The sequence below is a fragment of the Herbaspirillum sp. genome, from assembly GCF_035644555.1.
Lineage (GTDB): Bacteria > Pseudomonadota > Gammaproteobacteria > Burkholderiales > Burkholderiaceae_D > Herbaspirillum.
The window spans coordinates 19,401-37,838 of sequence record NZ_DASQOH010000070.1 but is presented as its reverse complement, the minus strand read 5'-3'; the positions used below and the strand labels follow the sequence as shown (position 1 = coordinate 37,838).

Genomic DNA, 18,438 nt, shown 5'->3' with positions numbered 1-18,438 from the left:
TCCCATGACAGTATTGAATATCGCAGTCGCCGGCGCCTCCGGGCGCATGGGCCGCATGCTGATCGAAGCCATCCTCAACGCCGACGACCTCAAGCTCTCCGGCGCCCTTGACACCGCCAGCGCACCGGCCATCGGCACCGATGCCGGCCTGTTCCTGGGCAAGACCACCGGCGTGCTCATCGAATCCGACCTGGCCCGCGGCCTGGCCGGTGCCGACGTGCTGATCGATTTCACCCGTCCTGAAGGCACGCTGAAGCACCTGGAGTTCTGCGCTGCGCATGGCGTGAAGGTCGTCATCGGCACCACCGGCTTCGAAGCCGAGGGCAAGGCCGCCATCGCCGAATTCGCCAGGAAGACCGCTGTCATGGCCGCCCCCAACATGAGCGTGGGCGTCAACGTGACCCTCAAGCTGCTGGAACTGGCCGCCAAGAACTTCTCGCACGGCTACGACATCGAGATCATCGAAGCGCACCATCGCCACAAGGTCGACGCCCCCTCCGGCACCGCCCTGAAGATGGGTGAAGTCATCGCCGACGCGCTGGGCAAGAATCTCGACGACGTCGCCGTCTATGCCCGCGAAGGCGTCACCGGCGAGCGCGATCCGTCCTCCATCGGTTTTGCCACCGTGCGCGGCGGCGACATCATCGGCGACCACACCGTGCTGTTCGCCGGCATCGGCGAACGCATCGAGATTTCGCACAAGTCGTCCAGCCGCGTCTCGTACGCCATGGGCAGCCTGCGTGCCGCGCGCTTCCTGGCCGGCAAGGAGAGTGGCCTGTACGACATGCAGGACGTGCTGGGCTTCAAGTAAGCCTGGCCCGGAACCACAGGAAATGCCCGACGCTGCCGCGCCCCACCAGGTCCGGCAGCGAATTTTTTTGGGGCAGGCCGCTCCAAGCGACAGCCCCGCTTGATTGCTTCCGATTGACCCATTGCCGCGCTGGCGCGGCGCTTTCCCGAAAGAACGCACATGGAACCGAACGTTGGATTTGCCCACTACTGGGCGCAAGGCGATGCCGTTTCCCACTCCGTCGCCTATCTGCTGCTGATCATGTCGATCGCCAGCTGGTACTACATCCTCTCCAAGGCCTGGGCCGCCTGGCGCATCCGCCGTGGCAGCAACGCGCTGGAACAGTTCTGGCAGGCCCCCACCCTGGCCGACGCCACCGGCGCCATGCAGCGGCTCGACAGCGAACAGATCTACACGCCCATGGCTGAACGCGCCGCCGAAGCGGCCGACATCGGTACCCGCCAGCAAGGCACGCCTTCGCTCAACGCCGCCACCGATCAGGGCGAACTGATCACGCGCACCCTGCGGCGTGAAATCAACCGCGTCTCGGCCCGTCTGGAACGCGGCCTGACCCTGCTGGCTTCGGTCGGCTCCACCGCGCCCTTCGTCGGTCTGTTCGGCACCGTCTGGGGCATCTACCACGCGCTGGTGGCGGTCTCGGCCAGCGGCACGGTACAGATCGACAAGGTCGCCGGCCCCGTCGGCGAAGCCCTGATCATGACCGCACTGGGCCTGCTGGTGGCGATCCCGGCGGTACTGGCCTACAACGCCTTCACCCGCATCAACCGCGTGGTGCTGGCCGAACTGGATGGCTTCGCCCACGACCTGCACGCCTATCTCACCACCGGCGAACGCGTCGGCGGCATGCGCAAGCCATGACACCCGGGAGCCCATCATGAGTTTCGGCGGATTCAATGAGAACCAGAATTCGGCCCCGATGGCCGATATCAACGTCACCCCGATGGTCGACGTCATGCTGGTGCTGCTGGTGATCTTCATCATCACCGCGCCCATGTTCACCCACGCCCTCAAGCTGGACCTGCCCACCGCGCAATCGGCGCCGGCCCCTGAAAAGCCGGAGACCATCACCCTCGGCATCGACGCCGCCGGCAAGCTGTACTGGAACGACCAGCCGGTCAGCGAAGAGGAAATGGACAGTCGCCTGGCCGCTGCCGCCGGCAAGAAGCCACAGCCCGAGCTGCAGCTGCGCGCCGACAAGTCGACCCGCTACCAGACCATCGCCGAGGTGATGTCGGCCGCGCAGTCTGCCGGCCTGACCAAGCTGGGCTTCGTCACCGACCCCAAGGCCGGCAGCAAGACGCAAGCCAAAGCCAACTGAAAGAGATAGAACATGGCCACCGTAACACTGGCGGGCGACCGCATCACAAACTGGGAGAGCTTCCACACCGAGAGTGCGCAAGCCTTCGGCTTTCCCGATTTCTATGGCCGCAACATGGATGCCTGGGTGGATTGCCTGTCCTACCTGCGCGATGACGAAGGCATGTGCAAGTTCAAGCTCAAGCCCAAGGAAGTGCTGACCATCGAGATCAGCCACAGCGCCGACCTGCACCGGCGCCTGCCGGAGCTGGTCGAGGACGTGGAATTCTGCTGCACGGCCATCAATGACCGCTGCGAGGATTACGGCGAACCGGCGGTGATCGAGCTAGTATGGAAGTAACCCGGCGTTTTTTGACTTATCTTTCGTAACGCTGCAAGAACATGGGTTGATCTACCCGACAGATCAATCCACCTATCCCTCAATCGATCAGTTCATCTCCGTCATAGAACGGATACGGCCCATCGAACTCACCGATGAATGCCGTATGGCTCACCAGGCTGCGCGCCTGCGCATCCCACCAATGCAACTGGTAGCCCGGCGGCTCCATCACGAAGCAGGAAGGCGCCTGCGGATCCAGGTCCAGTTGCACCTGATGTGACACTCCCGGACAGGTGGTGGCCAGCGTGCCGGCGAAACGCCGCTGGATGGAGCGATGCAGGTGACCGCACAGGATGCGCTCCACCTGCGGGTGCTTCTTCACGACTGCTTCCAGCACCTGCGGATTGACCAGCCCCATGTCATCCATGTGTCCGATACCGGTCGTAAACGGCGGGTGGTGCATGGCGATCACGGTGGGCCGCTCCGGCTGCTGCGCCAGCACCTCATCGAGCCACCGCATGCTCTGCACCGACAACTCGCCGCCGCTGGCACGCGGGATCACCGTATCGAGCGCCACGATGCGCACCGGATAATCCTCGACCACATATTCGATCCGCTCCCCACCCTGCTGCAGGTAGGCATGCTCGGGAAAGGCCGCCCGCAGCGCATTGCGCTCGTCGTGGTTGCCCGGCAGCAGGTAGTAGGGCATCGTCAGCGGCGCCAGCAGTTCCCGCAGGCAGGCGTATTCGGACGGTTTGCCGAAGTCCACCAGATCGCCGGTGATGACCAGTACATCCGGGCGCTGCTTGAGGCCATTGACCTGTGCCACGCAACGGCGCAGGCTCTCAGCGGTGTCCACCACCCGGTACGACTTCTTGCCATCGGTCTTGATGTGCAGGTCGGAAATCTGTCCCAGTATCATGCGTTCTCCTTCACGACGGCGGGCGCCATCTTCACCAGGGCCTCGGCCGGCACCCGCAGGGCGATCTGCTGGCCGGCTTCCCACCAGCCACGGCGGCTGGTCTCGGCGATGACCGGGCGCTCCGTCCCGATCTCGATTTCAAAGCGGGTACGATCACCCAGAAAAAAAGTATTGATCAGCTTGCCGCGCACGCACTGCGCATCGGCTTCGGTGATATCGACCACCTGCACGTCCTCGGGCCGGAACATGGCACAGGCCGACTGGCCCTGATGCGCCGCATCCACCAGCGCGGCCAGCGGCAGGCTGCCATTGGGCAGCAGCAATCTATCTCCGGAAACGATACCTTGCACACGATTCATCGCACCGATGAAATCGGCCACGAAGTCATTGGCAGGATGATAGTAGATCTCCTGGGGCGTGCCGATCTGCGATATCTTGCCGCGCTCCATCACCACGATGCGGTCGCCCAGCGCCATCGCCTCGCTCTGGTCGTGGGTAACGTAGATGGCGGTGATGCCGAGGCTGCGCAAGAGCTTGTTGAGGTCGCTGCGCACCGCTTCGCGCAGCTTGGCGTCGAGCGCGGTCAGCGGCTCGTCCAGCAGCAGCACGCGCGGCTCCATGGCCAGTGCCCGGGCCAGCGCCACACGCTGCTTCTGGCCACCCGAAAGCTGGTCCACACGACGGTGCGACAGACCTTGCAGATGCACCATCTCCAGCAACTGCTCCACGCGCTCGGCGCGCTCGCCGGCCGGAATCTTGCGGATCTTCATGCCGTAGGCGATGTTCTCGCCCACGCTCATGTTGGGGAACAGGGCATAGTTCTGGAACACCATGCCCACGCCGCGCTTTTCGATCGGCAGCGCGGTCACGTCATCCTCGCCGAAGAGCACACGACCGCCCTCGTCGGGAAATTCCAGACCGGCAATCATGCGCAGCGTGGTGGTCTTGCCGCAGCCCGACGGGCCCAGCAACACCAGGGTTTCACCGGGATGGATTTCCAGGTCCAGCGGCTGCAGCGCCCGCGTACCGTTGGCGAAGGACTTGGCACACTGATGCAGGCGAATGGAAACGGCTTCTTTCTTGGACTTCATAGACGGACTTTCTTGCGTGTTGCCTGGGTCGCCCACTGCATGCCGATCAGGAGCGGAATGATCATGAAAAAGAAGATCAGCGTATAGGCCGATCCCACCTCCAGCCGCATCGATGCATAAGCATCGGCCAGGCCCACCGGCAGGGTCTGGGTCAGCGGCGTGTGCAACATCCAGGTGATGTTGAATTCGCCGATCGACAGGGTCACCACCATCAGCGCGCCGGCCAGGATGCCGGAGGCCGCATTGGGGATGACGATGCCGAAGAAGCGACGCATGCGGCCGGCACCAAGGCTGGCGGCGGCCTCTTCCAGCTGCGCCAGTTGCGAGGACTGCATCACCGCCAGCACCGGACGCACCATGAAGGGCAGCGTGAAGAGCACATGCCCCACCAGGATGAAGAGAATGCTGGCGCGAAACTGGCGATACTGTCCATACGCCATGATCAGCGCCAGCGCGGTGGCCAGGCCGGGCACTGCCACCGGCATCATCAGCAGTTCCTCGATCACGCGCGCCAGGCGGCTGTTACCACCGCGGTAGCGCGCCAGCATGTAGGCCAGCGGCACCCCGGCCACCAGCGTCACCGCCAGGCAGGCCAGCGCGATGAACAGCGAGCGCCAGATGGTGGGCTGGTACATCTCCCATACCTGCGCCACCCAGCGCAACGTGAGTCCGCTGGACAGGCCAACGAAGAAATTCTCGGTAATGCCGGCCAGCATCGACAGCACCACCGGCACCACCAGAAATGCGCACACCAGCAGCGTAAAGGCCAGTTGTACGTAAAAACGCAATCGGTTCTGCATCATCGTTCCTTGCGCCTCAAGCCGCTGCCGCCACGCCGCTGCCGGTGAGCGAGCGCGCCAGGGCCAGCATGGCCCAGGTGATCAGGCCCAGCACGATGGACAGCGAGGCCGCCGTGGCGAAGTTGGCGTAGCCGGTAAATTCGTTGTAGATGGTCATGGGCAGCACATCGATGTTGGCGGCCAGGGTGAAGGCCGTGCCGAAGGCGCCGACGCTGGTGGCAAAGCAGATCGCCCCCGACGAGATCAGGGCCGGCAGCAGCGCCGGCAGCACCACATGCAGCAACACCTGCCAGGGTCTCGCACCCAGCGAACGGGCCGCCTCTTCCAGCGAGGGATCGAGTTTCTCGGCCGCCGCCACCACGGTGAGGATCACGCGCGGAATGGAGAAGTACAGGTAGCCCAGGAACAGCCCCGCGAGCGAGTACGCAAACACCAGCGACTGGCCGAACAGCCAGTCGGTGAATCTGCCGATCAGGCCCTGACGCCCGGCCAGCATGATCACCATGAAGCCGACCACCACGCCGGGAAAGGCCAGCGGGAAGGTCAGCATGGCCAGCAATACCGACTGGCCGGCAAAGCGGTTGCGTTGCAGGAACAAGCCCACCGCCACCGAGATCGCCAGCGTGGCCAGGGTCACCACCGCCGACAGCGCGAGCGTCGACAGCAGGCTGGCCAGGTAATGGCGGTTGGTCAGCACCGACAGGTAGGCCATGGCGCCCTCCGGTCCTGACGCCCCGACACCGACCAGCCGCACCATCGGCAACAGCCAGAAGGCGCAGAACAGCGTCAGGCCCGGCGCGGCGAACCACAGCCACACGCCGTTGCCGGCGCTGCGTGTCGGAGAACCCGGCTGGGGTCGGCGCGCGGCGGGCACGGTGGAAATCTCGGTCTTCATGCTTGCTCCTGCGTCCCGCGTTCAGCGCACTTCAGCCAGGTAACGCTCGCCGAACTTGCGCTGCGCTTCGGCCATCTTGCCGTAGTCGACCGACCTGGCCCTGGCGTATTCCGAGGCCGGCAGGAAACGTGCTTCAGCTTCCTTGGACATGGCCGAGGCGCGCACCGGACGCAGATAGGCGTTGGCCCAGATGGCCTGGCCCTGGTCCGACAGCAGGAAGTCCAGCACCTTCTTGGCCTCGGCCTGGTGCGGCGCATTCTTCACCAGCGACACCACGTAGGGCACGGTCACGGTGCCTTCGCTGGGGATCACGAAGGCGACGTTGGCGTGGTCCTTGTACTTGGCGCGATAGGCGTCGAAGTCATAGCCCAGCAGGATGGGAATCTCACCCGAGATCAGGCGCGCATAGGAGGTCTGCTTGGGGACGATGGGCTGGTTCTTCTGCAGGTTCTTGAAGTAGCCGATGGCGGGCGAAAAGTCGTCCAGCGTGCCACCCAGGGCCTGGTTGATCGCCACCGCGCCAACGTAGCCGACGAAGGCCGAGGCCGGGTCCAGGTAGCCGATCAGGCCCTTGTATTCCGGCTTCTGCAGGTCGGCCCAGGACTTGGGCACCGGCTTGCCCTTGAGCGCATCGACGTTGACCATGATGCCCATGGTGCCGGAGTGGATGGTGAACCAGTAACCGTCCGGGTCCTTCAGGCCATTGGGAATGTCGTTCCAGTGGGCCGGCTTGTAGGGGGCCACCAGATCCTTGTTCCTGGCTTCGATGCCGAAGGACACACCCAGGTAGGTGAAGTCGGCCACCGGACTGGCCTTTTCGGCCGTCAGCTGGGCCAGGGCCTGGCCACTGTTCTTGTTGTCGGGCGGCACGGTGATGCCGGTCTTGTCCTTGATCGCCTTGATCTGGGCAGCCCAGTCGGCCCACTCCGGCGGGCAGTTGTAGCAGATGGCGGTCTGGGCCGAAGCGGCCAGGGAAGCCGACAGCAGAAGTGCGCCGGCAGCGGTTTGAATAACACGTTTCAGGAACATGTCAGATCCTTTCCTAGAGGTTGAACAACGAAAGCACGACAGAATTCAGGACAGCGAATGGGCAGCCGGCGGCGCCACCGATCCGCCTTCGCGCAGGGCATGCGGCAGGATGTGGCGCAAGGCCGGCTGGGCGGACTCCGAGGAGTCGGGGGACTGGGGCGACCGCTCCCCGGCGGCAGCGGGTACGGCGCGCTCGATGGCTTCCACCAGCGTGCGCAGGGCGACATCGCCGATCCGCTCGGAAGGCTGCACCACACTGGCCAGCACGGGCGCCATCAGGGCGCCGACCGGGATGCCGTCGAAGCCCATCACCGAGATATCGCCCGGCACCTGCAGACCCAGCGCGCGCAGGTCACGCATGGCACTCAGGGCCAGCAGGTCGTTGGAACAGAACAGCGCGGTCGGGCGCTGCAGCGGGTCGGCCATCATCTGCTGGTAGTCGGTGGCGGCGGTGAGGGTGTGGCGCTCCACCTCGATGGCGGGCAGCGGCGCCAGGCCGGCTGCCTGCATCGCATCGAGATAGCCGTAGTAGCGCTGCATGGCGCGGTCGGAGGCATTGAAGCGGCCCGACAGCATCTGGATGCGCCGATGGCCCAGCCTGATCAGGTGGGCCACCGCATCACAGGCGGCGGCGCGGTTGTCCACCGAGACCGAAGCGCGATGGGTCGTCGGGCCGGACGTGGCCAGCTGGTTGTAGGTCAAGACGAAAGGGATGCGTTCACGCTCCAGCAGGTCCAGCGTGGCATTGGAGCCGGCATCGGCTACCGTCAGGATCACCCCGTCCACCCGATGCCCCAGCAACAGCTCGACGGCCGCCGATTCTTCCTCCGGCAGGTATTCGGTGGTGGTGAACATGACCGAGTAATCCAGCGCGCGCGCCGCCAGTTCTATGCCCTGCAGGCACTGGGCGAAGACGGTATTGGACAGTGTCGGCACCACCACCCCCACGGTGCGCGAATTGCCGGCCCGCAGATTGCGACCGGTGAAATTGGGCCGAAAGCCCAGTTCGGCGATGCTGCGATGGATCTTCTCGGCCGTTTCCGCGCTCACCGAACCAGGCTTGTTGAGCAAGCGGGACACCGTGGCGATGGACACACCGGCCAGATGGGCAACTTGTTTGATGGAAGGACGCACGGCGGCACCAGAGGGCAAATGAAAACGATTTCATGATGCCGTCCGATTGTTACGACCTCATGACCATGTGCCGCCGCCAAATCCATCCGTACTTTGTAAAAAATTACTTTTTCACAATTTTTCGAGATTTAAAAAGAACAAATTCGAGAACCGCCCTCTCGCGGCATTCCGGTGGTTTGATATGCCTGCTGGCGATCAGCGTCGTTGCGGCCGCGCGAATCCAGCCGATCCGTCCCCCCTGACCGGCCGGATGCACGTAGCTGCTATCCCTGTGACCGCCCTGCTCTGGCACAGGGATCTTTGCCCGCCTCCGCGCCCCTCTGGCGGAGGCGGGCCTTTTTGTTTCTCTTTGGCAATCCTGCTTGCCCGGCCGGCGGGGCTTGCCGGGCGCGGACTGCGTCGCCGGGGTGGCGAGCCGGTATAATGCAGGGTTTCGAATTGCATTCCCTTCCCAACCGATTCCCATCCGTATCAGCCCGTCATGCAAGATAAATACAGCCCAGCCGAAGTCGAACAGTCCGCGCAGCAGCACTGGAACGCCATCGACGCCTACAAGACCGTCGAAAACGCCCGTGACAAAGAGGGCCGCGACAAGAAGAAGTTCTACGCCTGCTCGATGCTGCCCTACCCCTCCGGCAAGCTGCACATGGGTCACGTCCGCAACTACACCATCAACGACGTGATGTACCGCTATCTGCGCATGAACGGCTACAACGTCCTGATGCCCATGGGCTGGGACGCCTTCGGCATGCCCGCCGAGAACGCCGCCATGGCCAATGGTGTGCCGCCGGCGCAGTGGACCTATTCCAATATCGACTACATGAAGTCGCAGATGCAGTCCATGGGCCTGGCCATCGACTGGTCGCGCGAGATGACCGCCTGCCGCCCCGAGTACTACAAGTGGAACCAGTGGATGTTCCTGAAGATGCTGGAGAAGGGCATCATCTACAAGAAGACCGGCACCGTGAACTGGGACCCGATCGACCAGACCGTGCTGGCCAACGAGCAGGTCATCGACGGCCGCGGCTGGCGCTCGGGTGCGGTGATCGAAAAGCGCGAAATCCCGATGTACTACGCCCGCATCACCGACTATGCCGACGAACTGCTGGAACACGTCGAGACCAAGCTGACCGGCTGGCCCGAGCGTGTACGCCTGATGCAGGCCAACTGGATCGGCAAGTCCACCGGTGTGCGCTTCGCCTTCCCGCATGAGATCAAGGACGCCAGCGGCCAGCTGATCAACGATGGCAAGCTGTATGTCTTCACCACCCGCGCCGACACCATCATGGGCGTGACCTTCTGCGCCGTGGCCCCGGAACACCCGCTGGCCACCCTGGCCGCCGAGAACAACCCGGCCCTGCAGACCTTCATCGCCGAATGCAAGCAGGGCAGCGTCATCGAAGCCGACATGGCGACGATGGAAAAGAAGGGCATGCCCACCGGACTGTACGTCACCCATCCGCTGACCGGCGACCAGGTCGAGGTCTGGGTCGGCAACTACGTGCTCATCACCTACGGCGACGGCGCCGTGATGGGCGTGCCGGCGCATGACGAGCGTGACTTCGCCTTCGCCCGCAAGTACGACCTGCCGATCAAGCAGGTCATTGCCGTGGAAGGCAAGAGCTATTCCACCGACGCCTGGGAAGAATGGTACGGCGACAAGGAAGCCGGCAAGACCATCGCCTCCGGCAAGTACGACGGCCTGGGCTATCAGGCCGCAGTCGATGCGGTGGCCGCCGACCTGGCCGCAAAGGGCCTGGGCGAGAAAAAGGTGACGTTCCGCCTGCGCGACTGGGGCATTTCGCGCCAGCGCTACTGGGGCACCCCCATCCCCATCATCCACTGCCCGGACTGCGGCGACGTGCCGGTGCCCGAGAAGGACCTGCCGGTGGTGCTGCCGGAAGACTGCGTGCCGGACGGCAGCGGCAATCCCCTGAACAAGCATGAGCAATTCCTCAAGGTCGACTGCCCCAAGTGCGGCAAGCCGGCCCGTCGCGAAACCGACACCATGGACACCTTCGTGGACTCGTCCTGGTACTACATGCGCTATACCTCGCCGGGCAGCAACGACGCCATGGTCGATTCCCGCAACGATTACTGGATGCCCATGGACCAGTACATCGGCGGCATCGAACACGCCGTGCTGCACCTGCTGTACGCGCGCTTCTGGACCAAGGTCATGCGCGATTTCGGCCTGGTCAAGTTCGACGAGCCCTTCACCAACCTGCTGACGCAGGGCATGGTCTTGAACGAGACCTACTATCGCGAAGAAGCCTCCGGCAAGAAGATCTGGATCAACCCGGCCGATGTGGAACTGAGCTTCGACGACAAGGGCCGCGCGGTCTCGGCGATCCTCAAGACCGACGGCCAGCCGGTGGAGATCGGCGGCACCGAGAAGATGTCCAAGTCCAAGAACAACGGCATCGACCCGCAAGCCCAGATCGACCAGTACGGGGCCGATACGGCCCGTCTGTTCACCATGTTCGCTTCGCCCCCGGAACAGACCCTGGAATGGTCAGGTGCCGGCGTGGAAGGCGCCAACCGCTTCCTGCGCCGCGTATGGGCCTTCGGCTACAACAATGCGGCACGCATCACCGCCGCCGGCAGCGTCGATGTCGCCCAGCTGGATGACGGTCTGAAGACTCTGCGCCGCGAAGTGCACAAGATCCTGCAGCAGGCCGACAACGACTTCAAGCGCATCCAGTACAACACCGTGGTCTCGGCCTGCATGAAGATGCTCAACACGCTGGAAGCCGCCAAGCCGGCTGCCGGCGCGGCCGGCGACGCGGTCCTGGCGGAGTGCTTCTCGATCTTCCTGCGCGTGCTCAATCCGGTGGCGCCGCACATCACCCATGTGCTGTGGCAGCAGTTGGGCTATGCCGCCGTCCAGGGCGACATCCTCGATGCCGACTGGCCGCAGGTGGATGCCGCCGCGCTGGAACAGAGCGAAATCAAGCTGGTGGTGCAGGTCAACGGCAAGCTGCGTGGCGAGGTGACGGTTCCCAAGGAAGCCGACAAGGCCGCCATCGAAGCCGCCGCCCTGGCCAACGAAGACGTCAAGAAATTCCTGACCGGCGCACCGAAGAAGGTGATCGTGGTGCCGGGCAAGCTGGTCAACATCGTTGCCTGATCCGGCCCAACCTCAACGACGGAACTCCATGCACGCTCAAGTCCAAATCAAGCGTTTCTCGCAATGGCTGCTGATGGCAGCCGCAGCCCTGGTGCTCACGGCCTGCGGCTTCCATATGCGCGGTGCGGCCGACCTGCCGTTCAAGACCATCTACCTCGGCTTTGCGCCCAACTCCGCGGTGGGCGTGGAACTCAAGCGCAACATCGAGGCCAGCGGCGCCCGGGTGGTTTCCGATACCAAGGACGCCGAGGCCATCCTGAAGGTCCTGGCCGACTCGCGCGACCGTCAGGTGCTGACCCTGAACACCAACGGCCGTGTGCGTGAATACGCGCTGTTCCAGCGTTTCACGTTCTCGGTCACCGATCCCAAGGGGGTCGTCGTGATCCCGCCCACGGCCATCACCCTGCGTCGCGTCATCACCTATGACGAGAACCAGGAACTGGCCAAGCAGGCCGAGGAAGTGCTGCTCTACCGCGACATGCAGTCGGATCTGGTGCAGCAGATCCTGCGTCGTCTGGCGGCCTCGAAGTCGGCTCTGAGCACCGAAAAGGCGCAGTCGGATTCCTGATCCGGTCACGCACGATCATGCAACTGCGCCACGACTCCCTGGACGCCCATCTCGGCAAATCGCTGGCGTCCCTCTATGTGATCGCCAGCGACGAGCACCTGCTGGCGCTGGAAGCGGCCGACAAGATCCGCCGCAGCGCCCGTGCCAATGGCTATACCGAGCGCGAAGTGCTGGTGGTGGAACGCAGCTTCAAGTGGGGTGAACTGCTGGCGGCCAACCAGTCGCAATCGCTGTTCGGCGACAAGAAGCTGATCGAACTGCGCATCCCCACCGGCAAGCCCGGCAAGGATGGCGGCCAGGCCCTGCAGGATTATGCCGCCAATCTCTCGCCCGACAACCTCACCATCATCAGCCTGCCCAAGCTGGACTGGGCGACCCAGAAGGCGGCCTGGGTCGGCGCCCTGCAGCAGGCGGCGGTGTACATCGACATTCCGCTGGTGGAGCGCGCCCAGTTGCCGGGCTGGATCGGCAACCGCCTGGCGGCCCAGCAGCAGAGCGCCGACCGGCCCTGCCTGGACTTCATCGCCGACCGCGTGGAAGGCAACCTGCTGGCCGCGCACCAGGAAATCCAGAAGCTGGCCCTGCTCTACCCGACCGGTCAGCTCAGTTTCGAACAGGTACAGGATGCGGTCCTGAACGTGGCCCGCTACGACGTCTTCAAGCTCAACGAAGCCATGCTTTCCGGCGACATCGCTCGACTCACGCGCATGATGGAAGGTCTGAAGGGTGAAGGCGAAGCCCTGCCGTTGGTGCTGTGGGCAGTGACCGAGGAAATCCGTACGCTGCTGAAACTGAAATCCGGCATGGCCCAGGGCAAACCCGTGGGCGCCCTGCTCAAGGAATACCGTATCTGGGGCCCGCGTGAACGCCTGATGGAACCGGCTCTGCGCCGCATCAGCCTGGCCGCGCTGGAACAGGCCCTGCAGGAAGCCGCCCTGGTGGACCGCATGGTCAAGGGCCTGCGCGCCCGCAGCTTTGCCGGCGATCCGTGGGACGCCTTGTTGCAGCTGGGACTGAAGCTGGCCCGCGGACGCTGAGCCCTCCCCCTATCTCGAACCGACGCGCCTGGAGCGCCCCGGAGAACACCGAATGGAAAACATCGAACTCTACATGAACCGCATCGGCCAGCAGGCCCGTGCCGCCTCGCGCGCCATGGCGCGTGCCGATACCGCCGCCAAGAACCAGGCGCTGCTGCTGATCGCCGCCGCCATCCGTCGCGATGCGGACGCCCTGCGCGCGGCCAATGCGCTGGATCTCGAGGCGGCCCGCGCCAATGGCCTGGCCGAGGCCATGCTGGACCGCCTGACGTTGTCCGACAAGGCCATCGCCACCATGGCCGAAGGCCTGGAGCAGATTGCCTCCCTGCCCGACCCCATCGGCGAGATCAGCAACATGAAATACCGCCCCACCGGCATCCAGGTCGGCCAGATGCGTGTGCCCCTGGGCGTGATCGGCATCATCTACGAAGCCCGCCCCAACGTCACCGTGGACGCCGCCGGACTGTGCATCAAGAGCGGCAATGCCACCATCCTGCGCGGCGGGTCCGAAGCGATCCACTGCAACCAGGCCCTGGCGAAGCTGGTGAAAGAAGGCCTGGCCGGTGCCGGCCTGCCCGAAGAAGCGGTGCAGGTGGTCGAGACCACCGACCGCGCCGCCGTGGGTGCGCTCATCACCATGCAGGAATACGTGGACGTCATCGTGCCGCGTGGCGGCAAGGGCCTGATCGAACGCCTGATCAAGGAGGCCAAGGTGCCCATGATCAAGCACCTGGACGGCATCTGCCATGTCTACATCGACGACAAGGCAGACACCCGCAAGGCGCTGGACGTGGCCTTCAATGCCAAATGCCATCGCTACGGCACCTGCAACACCATGGAAACCCTGCTGGTCTCGCGCAACATCGCCGCGGCCATATTGCCGCCGCTGTCCGAGCTGTATCGCGTCAAGGAAGTGGAACTGCGCTGCGACCCTGAGGCGGCCGATATCCTGGCCGACTACCCCTTCCTGAAACCAGCCACGGCTGAAGACTGGGACACCGAATACCTGGCCCCGATCCTGGCCGTGAAGGTGGTGGCCGACATGGATGAGGCCATCGAGCACATCAACCGCCATTCCTCCCAGCACACCGACAGCATCATCACCGAGGACTACACCCGTGCCATGCGCTTCCTGCGCGAAGTGGATTCGGCCTCGGTCATGGTCAACGCCTCGACCCGCTTTGCCGATGGTTTCGAATACGGCCTGGGTGCCGAAATCGGCATCTCCAACGACAAGCTGCACGCGCGCGGCCCGGTGGGACTGGAAGGCCTGACCTCGCTGAAGTATGTGGTGCTGGGCCAGGGCCAGGTGCGCCAGTAACCGATCACCTCAACCCGAACGCCAACGCCAAGGACCGTCATGCTCTGGATCAAAGCCCTGCACATCGTCTTCATCGCCTCCTGGTTCGCCGGCCTGTTCTATCTGCCGCGCATCTTCGTGAACCTGGCGCAGGAGACCGACCTGGTCTCCCGCGAACGCCTGCTGGGCATGGCGCGCCGGCTGTACCGCTTCACCGGCATGACCGCGCTGGTAGCGCTGGTGCTGGGCGCATGGCTGCTGGCCATCACCTGGCAATTCTGGAAAGGCCCCGGCAACGGCTGGCTGCATGCCAAGCTGTTCCTGGTGGTGCTGGTGATCGGCTATCACCACGCCTGCGGCTCCCTGCTCAAGAAGTTCGAGCACGGCAAGAACACCCGCAGCCACGTCTGGTATCGCTGGTTCAACGAAGTGCCGGTACTGCTGATGCTGGCCATCGTGATCCTGGTCGTCGTCAAGCCGTTCTGATCTTTCACCTTGCCTTCCTCATCAACACGCCACCGGAGCCGGTCATGAGCAAAGTCTGTGAGTACTTCTTCGCGCCGCATTCGCCCTTCGCCTACCTGGGCCACGATCGTTTCGTCGCCCTTGCCGACAAATACCAGGTGCAGATCCTGCCCAAACCCTTCGACCTGTCGAAGATCTTCGGCGTCTCGGGCGGCCTGCCGCTGGCCAAGCGCGCCCCGCAACGCCAGGCCTATCGCCTCAAGGAACTGGCGCGCTGGAGCGAATTCCTGGGCAAGCCGATGATCCTGCAACCGGCCCATTTCCCGGTCAACAGCGACAACGCCGCGCGCCTGATCATCGCCACCCAGCTGGCCCACGGCACCGCCGCCTCACTGCGCCTGACCGGCGCCATCATGCGCGCGGTGTGGGAAGAACAAAAAAATATCGCCGACATCGACACCCTGGTGGCCATCGCCAATGCTCAGGAACACGACGGCGCGGCTCTGCTGAAATCAGCCGAGACCGCCAGCGTGCAGGCCGAATTCGACCGCTTCACCGATGAAGCCAATGCTGCCAGTGTGTTCGGCGCCCCCTGGTTCGTCTACGAAGGCGAAGGCTACTGGGGCCAGGACCGCCTCGACTTCCTGGAGCGCGCCTTCGCGAAAGCCTGAGCGACCAGCGTACAATGACGCCGGGCTGCGCAATGAACTGGAGCGCAGCCCGGCGTTTTGATTTTTGAAGCCCTGTTTTTCAACGGATAAAAGGTACTCCCATGCAATCTCCCGACACCCAATACTCCTACTTCTGCCCCTGCCCGCGTGGCCTGGAAGCGGCACTGGCAGAAGAACTCAACGAGATCGCCGCGCATGCCGGCCCCGCCGCCAATCTCAAGGTGCACAACCAGGTTCCGGGCGGTGTGCACTGCTCCGGCACGCTGCTGGCGGCCTACCAGATGAACCTGCATTCGCGCATCGCCAGCCGCGTGCTGCTGCGCATGGGCCACGGTTCCTACAAGAACGAAAACGACATCTACGACCTCACCCTGGCCCAGGCCTGGGAAGACTGGTTCAAGGTCTCGCACACCATCCGCGTGGACCTCACCGCCGTGAAGTCGCCGCTGCGCAGCCTGGAATTCAGCACGCTCAAGATCAAGGATGCCATCTGCGACCGCTTCCTCGACCAGTTCAAGCTGCGTCCCTCGGTCAATACCCGCACGCCCGACATGCGCATCGCCGGCTTCGTCGATGCCCACAACTTCACGGTCTACCTGGATACCTCCGGCGAAGCGCTGTTCAAGCGCGGCTGGCGCGAAGAAACCGGCGACGCCCCGCTGCGCGAGAACCTGGCGGCAGGTCTCTTGCGCACCTCCGGCTGGAAGCCGGGCGTGCCGCTGTTCGATCCCATGTGCGGCTCCGGCACCATCCTGGCCGAAGCGGCCCAGATGATTGCCGGCGTGCCGCCGGGCGCGCGTCGCCGCTTTGCCTTCGAGAAGTTCAGCAACTTCGACGCCGATGCCTGGTTCGCCATCAAGGGGGACTTCAAACCCAACCCCATCCCGACCACGCCAACGCTTTTCGGCAGTGACATCTCCGGCGACATGGTGGAGCTGACCCGCAAGAACCTGCTGCGCGCCGGCGTGCATTTCGAGGTACCGCTCAAGCAGATCGAGGCGCAGGAGATCAAACCACCGGTCGATGCCGAGGGCAAGCCGCTGGTCGGCATCATTCTCTCCAACCCGCCTTATGGCGAACGGATCGGCGTGCGTGGCGACCGCGCCCTGCCAACCGAAGAACTGTTCACGCAATTCTTCAGCGCCTTCTCCAGCACCCTGAAGCAGCGCTTTGCCGGCTGGAGCGTGTTCCTGTTCTCGGCCGACCTCGGCCTGCCCAAGCTGATGCGTCTGAAGGAATCGCGCAAGACGCCGTTCTTCAATGGTGCGCTGGAATGCCGCCTGTTCCGCTTCGACATGGTGGCCGGTTACAACCGCCGCGAAGAGGCCAAGCCGCATTCCCGCGACAGCGAGGACTGAAGCAGGACAGGCGGGGCCGGATTGTCAACCACGCCAAGACAATCCATCCCGCCACGGCCGGTTTATCCGGCCCGCATTCTTCCCTACAGTGTGGACATGGCCCAGCTCCATCACGCCCGCCAGAGAGCGCGCACGATAGCTGGCCGGCCTTCATCCACTCCACACTTCCCGGGATCATCATGAGCACCGTCAACGTCAATACCCGCGCCGACTACGCCGCCTTCCTGCTGCGCGTCACCATGGGCATCTTCTTCCTGGTCCACGCCGGACTGAAAATCTTCGTTTTCACCCCGGCTGGCACCGTGGGCTTCTTTGCCTCGCTGGGTGTACCCGGCTGGTTCGCCTATCCCGTGATGGCGCTGGAAGTGGTGGGCGGCATTGCGCTGGTGCTGGGCTACTACGGTCGTTGGCTGGCACTGCCCCTGGCGGCCGACCTGCTGGGCGCCATCGTGCTGGTCCACGGCAAGGCAGGATTCTTCTTCACCAACCCCAAGGGTGGCTGGGAATACCTGGCGCTGTGGATCGTCGGCCTGGTCGCCGTGTTCCTGCTGGGCGACGGCGCCTTTGCCCTCAAGCGTGAAGAGCGCAGTTGATCGCCCTGTCTGCCGAAATCATCCTGCCGGGCCACGCGCCCGGCAAAATTCATATAGATTCAGTTTGATCGTCGAGATCTTTTAGTTCAGTTCTTGCGTGCGGGAAATCAAGTTTTCCACAGGCGATTCAAGGAAACCATCATGTCCGATACCCTCCACCTGCCCTCGCTATTCGTCTCGCACGGCTCGCCCATGCTGGCCGTGGAACCCGGCCGCACCGGTCCGCTGCTGGCCGGCATCGGCGCTGCCCTGCCGCGCCCGCGTGGCATCGTGATGATGTCGCCACACTGGGAGACCTTCACCCCGCGCGTGGGCAACCAGGCCAGGCCGCGCGTGATCCATGATTTCGGCGGTTTCCCGCAGGCGCTCTATGCACTGGACTACCCCGCCCCCGGCGCGCCCGCCCTGGCCGAACACGTCGCCCAGCGACTGCGCGATGGTGGTCTGCCGGCCAACACCGATGACGGCTGGGGGCTGGACCACGGTGCCTGGGTACCGCTGCGTTATCTTTATCCACAGGCCGACGTGCCGGTGATCCAGCTGTCGCTGCAATCGCAGCAACCGCCGGCCTATCATTTCCAGGTCGGCCAGTTGCTGGCACCGCTGGCCCGTGAAGGCATCCTGCTGGTCGGCTCGGGCAGCTTCACGCACAACCTGCGCGAACTGCGTCGCAACGATGCCGATGCCGGCGATGCCCCACATACGCTGGAATTCCTGCAATGGTTCCTGGACCGCATGCAGGCCGGTGACCTCGAGGCGCTGTTCGGCTACCGGACCACGGCCCCGCATGCGGTGCGCACCCATCCCAGCGACGAACACCTGCTGAGCCTGTTCTTCGCCATGGGCGCGGCCGATGACTGGACCCGCCTGGTTCACCTGGACAGCGGTTCGACGTATCATAGCCTGCGCATGGACGCCTTCGCCTTCGGCACGGCCTCCAGCCTGCTGGCACAACTACCGGCCGCCGCCTGAGCCACCGTCGCCCCGACGGCGCCGGC

The 18,438-nt window shown here is 64.2% G+C and carries 19 protein-coding genes; 13 read left to right on the top strand and 6 right to left on the bottom strand.

Annotation, left to right across the window (positions count from 1 at the left end):
* The first annotated feature begins 4 nt into the window (after positions 1-4).
* The 4 genes from dapB (at position 5) to VE092_RS19085 (ending at position 2,468) form a co-directional block, all read left to right on the top strand.
* Positions 5-811 carry a 4-hydroxy-tetrahydrodipicolinate reductase gene (gene dapB, locus VE092_RS19100; RefSeq protein WP_324879517.1) on the top strand — a complete coding sequence of 269 codons (807 nt, stop codon included), beginning with the start codon at positions 5-7 and terminating at the stop codon, positions 809-811.
* Between the two features lie 159 nt (positions 812-970).
* Positions 971-1,669 (top strand): MotA/TolQ/ExbB proton channel family protein, encoded by a 699-nt coding sequence (locus VE092_RS19095; RefSeq protein WP_324879515.1) that lies wholly within the window; start codon positions 971-973, stop codon positions 1,667-1,669.
* 16 nt (positions 1,670-1,685) lie between these two features.
* Positions 1,686-2,129, top strand: a complete 444-nt coding sequence (locus VE092_RS19090) for a biopolymer transporter ExbD (protein ID WP_324879513.1) — start codon at positions 1,686-1,688, stop codon at positions 2,127-2,129.
* Between the two features lie 12 nt (positions 2,130-2,141).
* The gene (locus VE092_RS19085; RefSeq protein WP_324879511.1) at positions 2,142-2,468 is read left to right on the top strand and encodes a barstar family protein; all 327 of its coding nucleotides are present in this window, start codon (positions 2,142-2,144) and stop codon (positions 2,466-2,468) included.
* A 79-nt stretch (positions 2,469-2,547) separates the two neighbouring features.
* On the opposite strand, the gene VE092_RS19080 is transcribed toward VE092_RS19085, so the two are convergent.
* Genes VE092_RS19080 through VE092_RS19055 form a run of 6 tightly spaced genes read right to left on the bottom strand, consistent with a single transcriptional unit; the run spans position 2,548 to position 8,318 of the window.
* On the bottom strand, positions 2,548-3,369 hold the full coding sequence (locus tag VE092_RS19080) for a phosphodiesterase (RefSeq protein ID WP_324879510.1): 822 nt from the start codon (positions 3,367-3,369) through the stop codon (positions 2,548-2,550).
* Entirely contained in the window at positions 3,366-4,460 is a 1,095-nt protein-coding gene (locus VE092_RS19075) for an ABC transporter ATP-binding protein (RefSeq protein ID WP_324879508.1), read from the bottom strand. Before VE092_RS19075 ends, VE092_RS19080 begins: the two co-directional genes overlap by 4 nt.
* Positions 4,457-5,260 carry an ABC transporter permease gene (locus VE092_RS19070; RefSeq protein ID WP_324879505.1) on the bottom strand — a complete coding sequence of 268 codons (804 nt, stop codon included), beginning with the start codon at positions 5,258-5,260 and terminating at the stop codon, positions 4,457-4,459. Before VE092_RS19070 ends, VE092_RS19075 begins: the two co-directional genes overlap by 4 nt.
* Before the next feature lie 16 nt (positions 5,261-5,276).
* On the bottom strand, positions 5,277-6,155 hold the full coding sequence (locus VE092_RS19065) for an ABC transporter permease (RefSeq protein WP_324879503.1): 879 nt from the start codon (positions 6,153-6,155) through the stop codon (positions 5,277-5,279).
* Between the two features lie 21 nt (positions 6,156-6,176).
* On the bottom strand, positions 6,177-7,184 hold the full coding sequence (locus tag VE092_RS19060; protein WP_324879501.1) for an ABC transporter substrate-binding protein: 1,008 nt from the start codon (positions 7,182-7,184) through the stop codon (positions 6,177-6,179).
* A gap of 45 nt (positions 7,185-7,229) precedes the next feature.
* Positions 7,230-8,318: a LacI family DNA-binding transcriptional regulator gene (locus tag VE092_RS19055; RefSeq protein ID WP_324879499.1), complete on the bottom strand. Its 1,089-nt coding sequence runs from the start codon at positions 8,316-8,318 to the stop codon at positions 7,230-7,232.
* A 481-nt stretch (positions 8,319-8,799) separates the two neighbouring features.
* On the opposite strand from VE092_RS19055, the gene leuS reads away from it, so the two are divergent.
* From leuS to VE092_RS19010, 9 genes are all read left to right on the top strand, one after another.
* The gene (gene leuS, locus VE092_RS19050; protein ID WP_324879497.1) at positions 8,800-11,448 is read left to right on the top strand and encodes a leucine--tRNA ligase; all 2,649 of its coding nucleotides are present in this window, start codon (positions 8,800-8,802) and stop codon (positions 11,446-11,448) included.
* A gap of 28 nt (positions 11,449-11,476) precedes the next feature.
* Entirely contained in the window at positions 11,477-12,016 is a 540-nt protein-coding gene (gene lptE / locus VE092_RS19045) for an LPS assembly lipoprotein LptE (RefSeq protein WP_324879495.1), read from the top strand.
* Positions 12,017-12,033: 17 nt separating this feature from the next.
* Positions 12,034-13,053, top strand: a complete 1,020-nt coding sequence (gene holA / locus VE092_RS19040; protein ID WP_324879493.1) for a DNA polymerase III subunit delta — start codon at positions 12,034-12,036, stop codon at positions 13,051-13,053.
* Positions 13,054-13,105: 52 nt separating this feature from the next.
* A complete protein-coding gene (locus VE092_RS19035; RefSeq protein WP_324879491.1) occupies positions 13,106-14,374 on the top strand; it encodes a glutamate-5-semialdehyde dehydrogenase in 1,269 nt (422 codons plus the stop codon).
* Positions 14,375-14,413: 39 nt separating this feature from the next.
* Positions 14,414-14,839 carry a CopD family protein gene (locus VE092_RS19030; RefSeq protein ID WP_324879489.1) on the top strand — a complete coding sequence of 142 codons (426 nt, stop codon included), beginning with the start codon at positions 14,414-14,416 and terminating at the stop codon, positions 14,837-14,839.
* Positions 14,840-14,883: 44 nt separating this feature from the next.
* Positions 14,884-15,489 (top strand): 2-hydroxychromene-2-carboxylate isomerase, encoded by a 606-nt coding sequence (locus VE092_RS19025; RefSeq protein WP_324879487.1) that lies wholly within the window; start codon positions 14,884-14,886, stop codon positions 15,487-15,489.
* A gap of 101 nt (positions 15,490-15,590) precedes the next feature.
* Positions 15,591-16,847, top strand: a complete 1,257-nt coding sequence (locus VE092_RS19020) for a class I SAM-dependent RNA methyltransferase (RefSeq protein WP_324879486.1) — start codon at positions 15,591-15,593, stop codon at positions 16,845-16,847.
* Positions 16,848-17,026: 179 nt separating this feature from the next.
* Positions 17,027-17,440 carry a DoxX family protein gene (locus VE092_RS19015; RefSeq protein WP_324879484.1) on the top strand — a complete coding sequence of 138 codons (414 nt, stop codon included), beginning with the start codon at positions 17,027-17,029 and terminating at the stop codon, positions 17,438-17,440.
* Positions 17,441-17,581: 141 nt separating this feature from the next.
* Positions 17,582-18,412: a dioxygenase gene (locus VE092_RS19010; protein ID WP_006461819.1), complete on the top strand. Its 831-nt coding sequence runs from the start codon at positions 17,582-17,584 to the stop codon at positions 18,410-18,412.
* Positions 18,413-18,438 lie beyond the last annotated feature (26 nt).

Excerpts from the sequence above, each read along its gene's own strand:
- dapB (WP_324879517.1), top strand. The coding sequence starts at position 5 with ATGACAGTATTGAATATCGCAGTCGCCGGCGCCTCCGGGCGCATGGGC.
- VE092_RS19095 (WP_324879515.1), top strand. The coding sequence starts at position 971 with ATGGAACCGAACGTTGGATTTGCCCACTACTGGGCGCAAGGCGATGCC.
- VE092_RS19090 (WP_324879513.1), top strand. The coding sequence starts at position 1,686 with ATGAGTTTCGGCGGATTCAATGAGAACCAGAATTCGGCCCCGATGGCC.
- VE092_RS19085 (WP_324879511.1), top strand. The coding sequence starts at position 2,142 with ATGGCCACCGTAACACTGGCGGGCGACCGCATCACAAACTGGGAGAGC.
- VE092_RS19080 (WP_324879510.1), bottom strand. The coding sequence starts at position 3,369 with ATGATACTGGGACAGATTTCCGACCTGCACATCAAGACCGATGGCAAG.
- VE092_RS19075 (WP_324879508.1), bottom strand. The coding sequence starts at position 4,460 with ATGAAGTCCAAGAAAGAAGCCGTTTCCATTCGCCTGCATCAGTGTGCC.
- VE092_RS19070 (WP_324879505.1), bottom strand. The coding sequence starts at position 5,260 with ATGCAGAACCGATTGCGTTTTTACGTACAACTGGCCTTTACGCTGCTG.
- VE092_RS19065 (WP_324879503.1), bottom strand. The coding sequence starts at position 6,155 with ATGAAGACCGAGATTTCCACCGTGCCCGCCGCGCGCCGACCCCAGCCG.
- VE092_RS19060 (WP_324879501.1), bottom strand. The coding sequence starts at position 7,184 with ATGTTCCTGAAACGTGTTATTCAAACCGCTGCCGGCGCACTTCTGCTG.
- leuS (WP_324879497.1), top strand. The coding sequence starts at position 8,800 with ATGCAAGATAAATACAGCCCAGCCGAAGTCGAACAGTCCGCGCAGCAG.
- lptE (WP_324879495.1), top strand. The coding sequence starts at position 11,477 with ATGCACGCTCAAGTCCAAATCAAGCGTTTCTCGCAATGGCTGCTGATG.
- holA (WP_324879493.1), top strand. The coding sequence starts at position 12,034 with ATGCAACTGCGCCACGACTCCCTGGACGCCCATCTCGGCAAATCGCTG.
- VE092_RS19035 (WP_324879491.1), top strand. The coding sequence starts at position 13,106 with ATGGAAAACATCGAACTCTACATGAACCGCATCGGCCAGCAGGCCCGT.
- VE092_RS19030 (WP_324879489.1), top strand. The coding sequence starts at position 14,414 with ATGCTCTGGATCAAAGCCCTGCACATCGTCTTCATCGCCTCCTGGTTC.
- VE092_RS19025 (WP_324879487.1), top strand. The coding sequence starts at position 14,884 with ATGAGCAAAGTCTGTGAGTACTTCTTCGCGCCGCATTCGCCCTTCGCC.
- VE092_RS19020 (WP_324879486.1), top strand. The coding sequence starts at position 15,591 with ATGCAATCTCCCGACACCCAATACTCCTACTTCTGCCCCTGCCCGCGT.
- VE092_RS19015 (WP_324879484.1), top strand. The coding sequence starts at position 17,027 with ATGAGCACCGTCAACGTCAATACCCGCGCCGACTACGCCGCCTTCCTG.
- VE092_RS19010 (WP_006461819.1), top strand. The coding sequence starts at position 17,582 with ATGTCCGATACCCTCCACCTGCCCTCGCTATTCGTCTCGCACGGCTCG.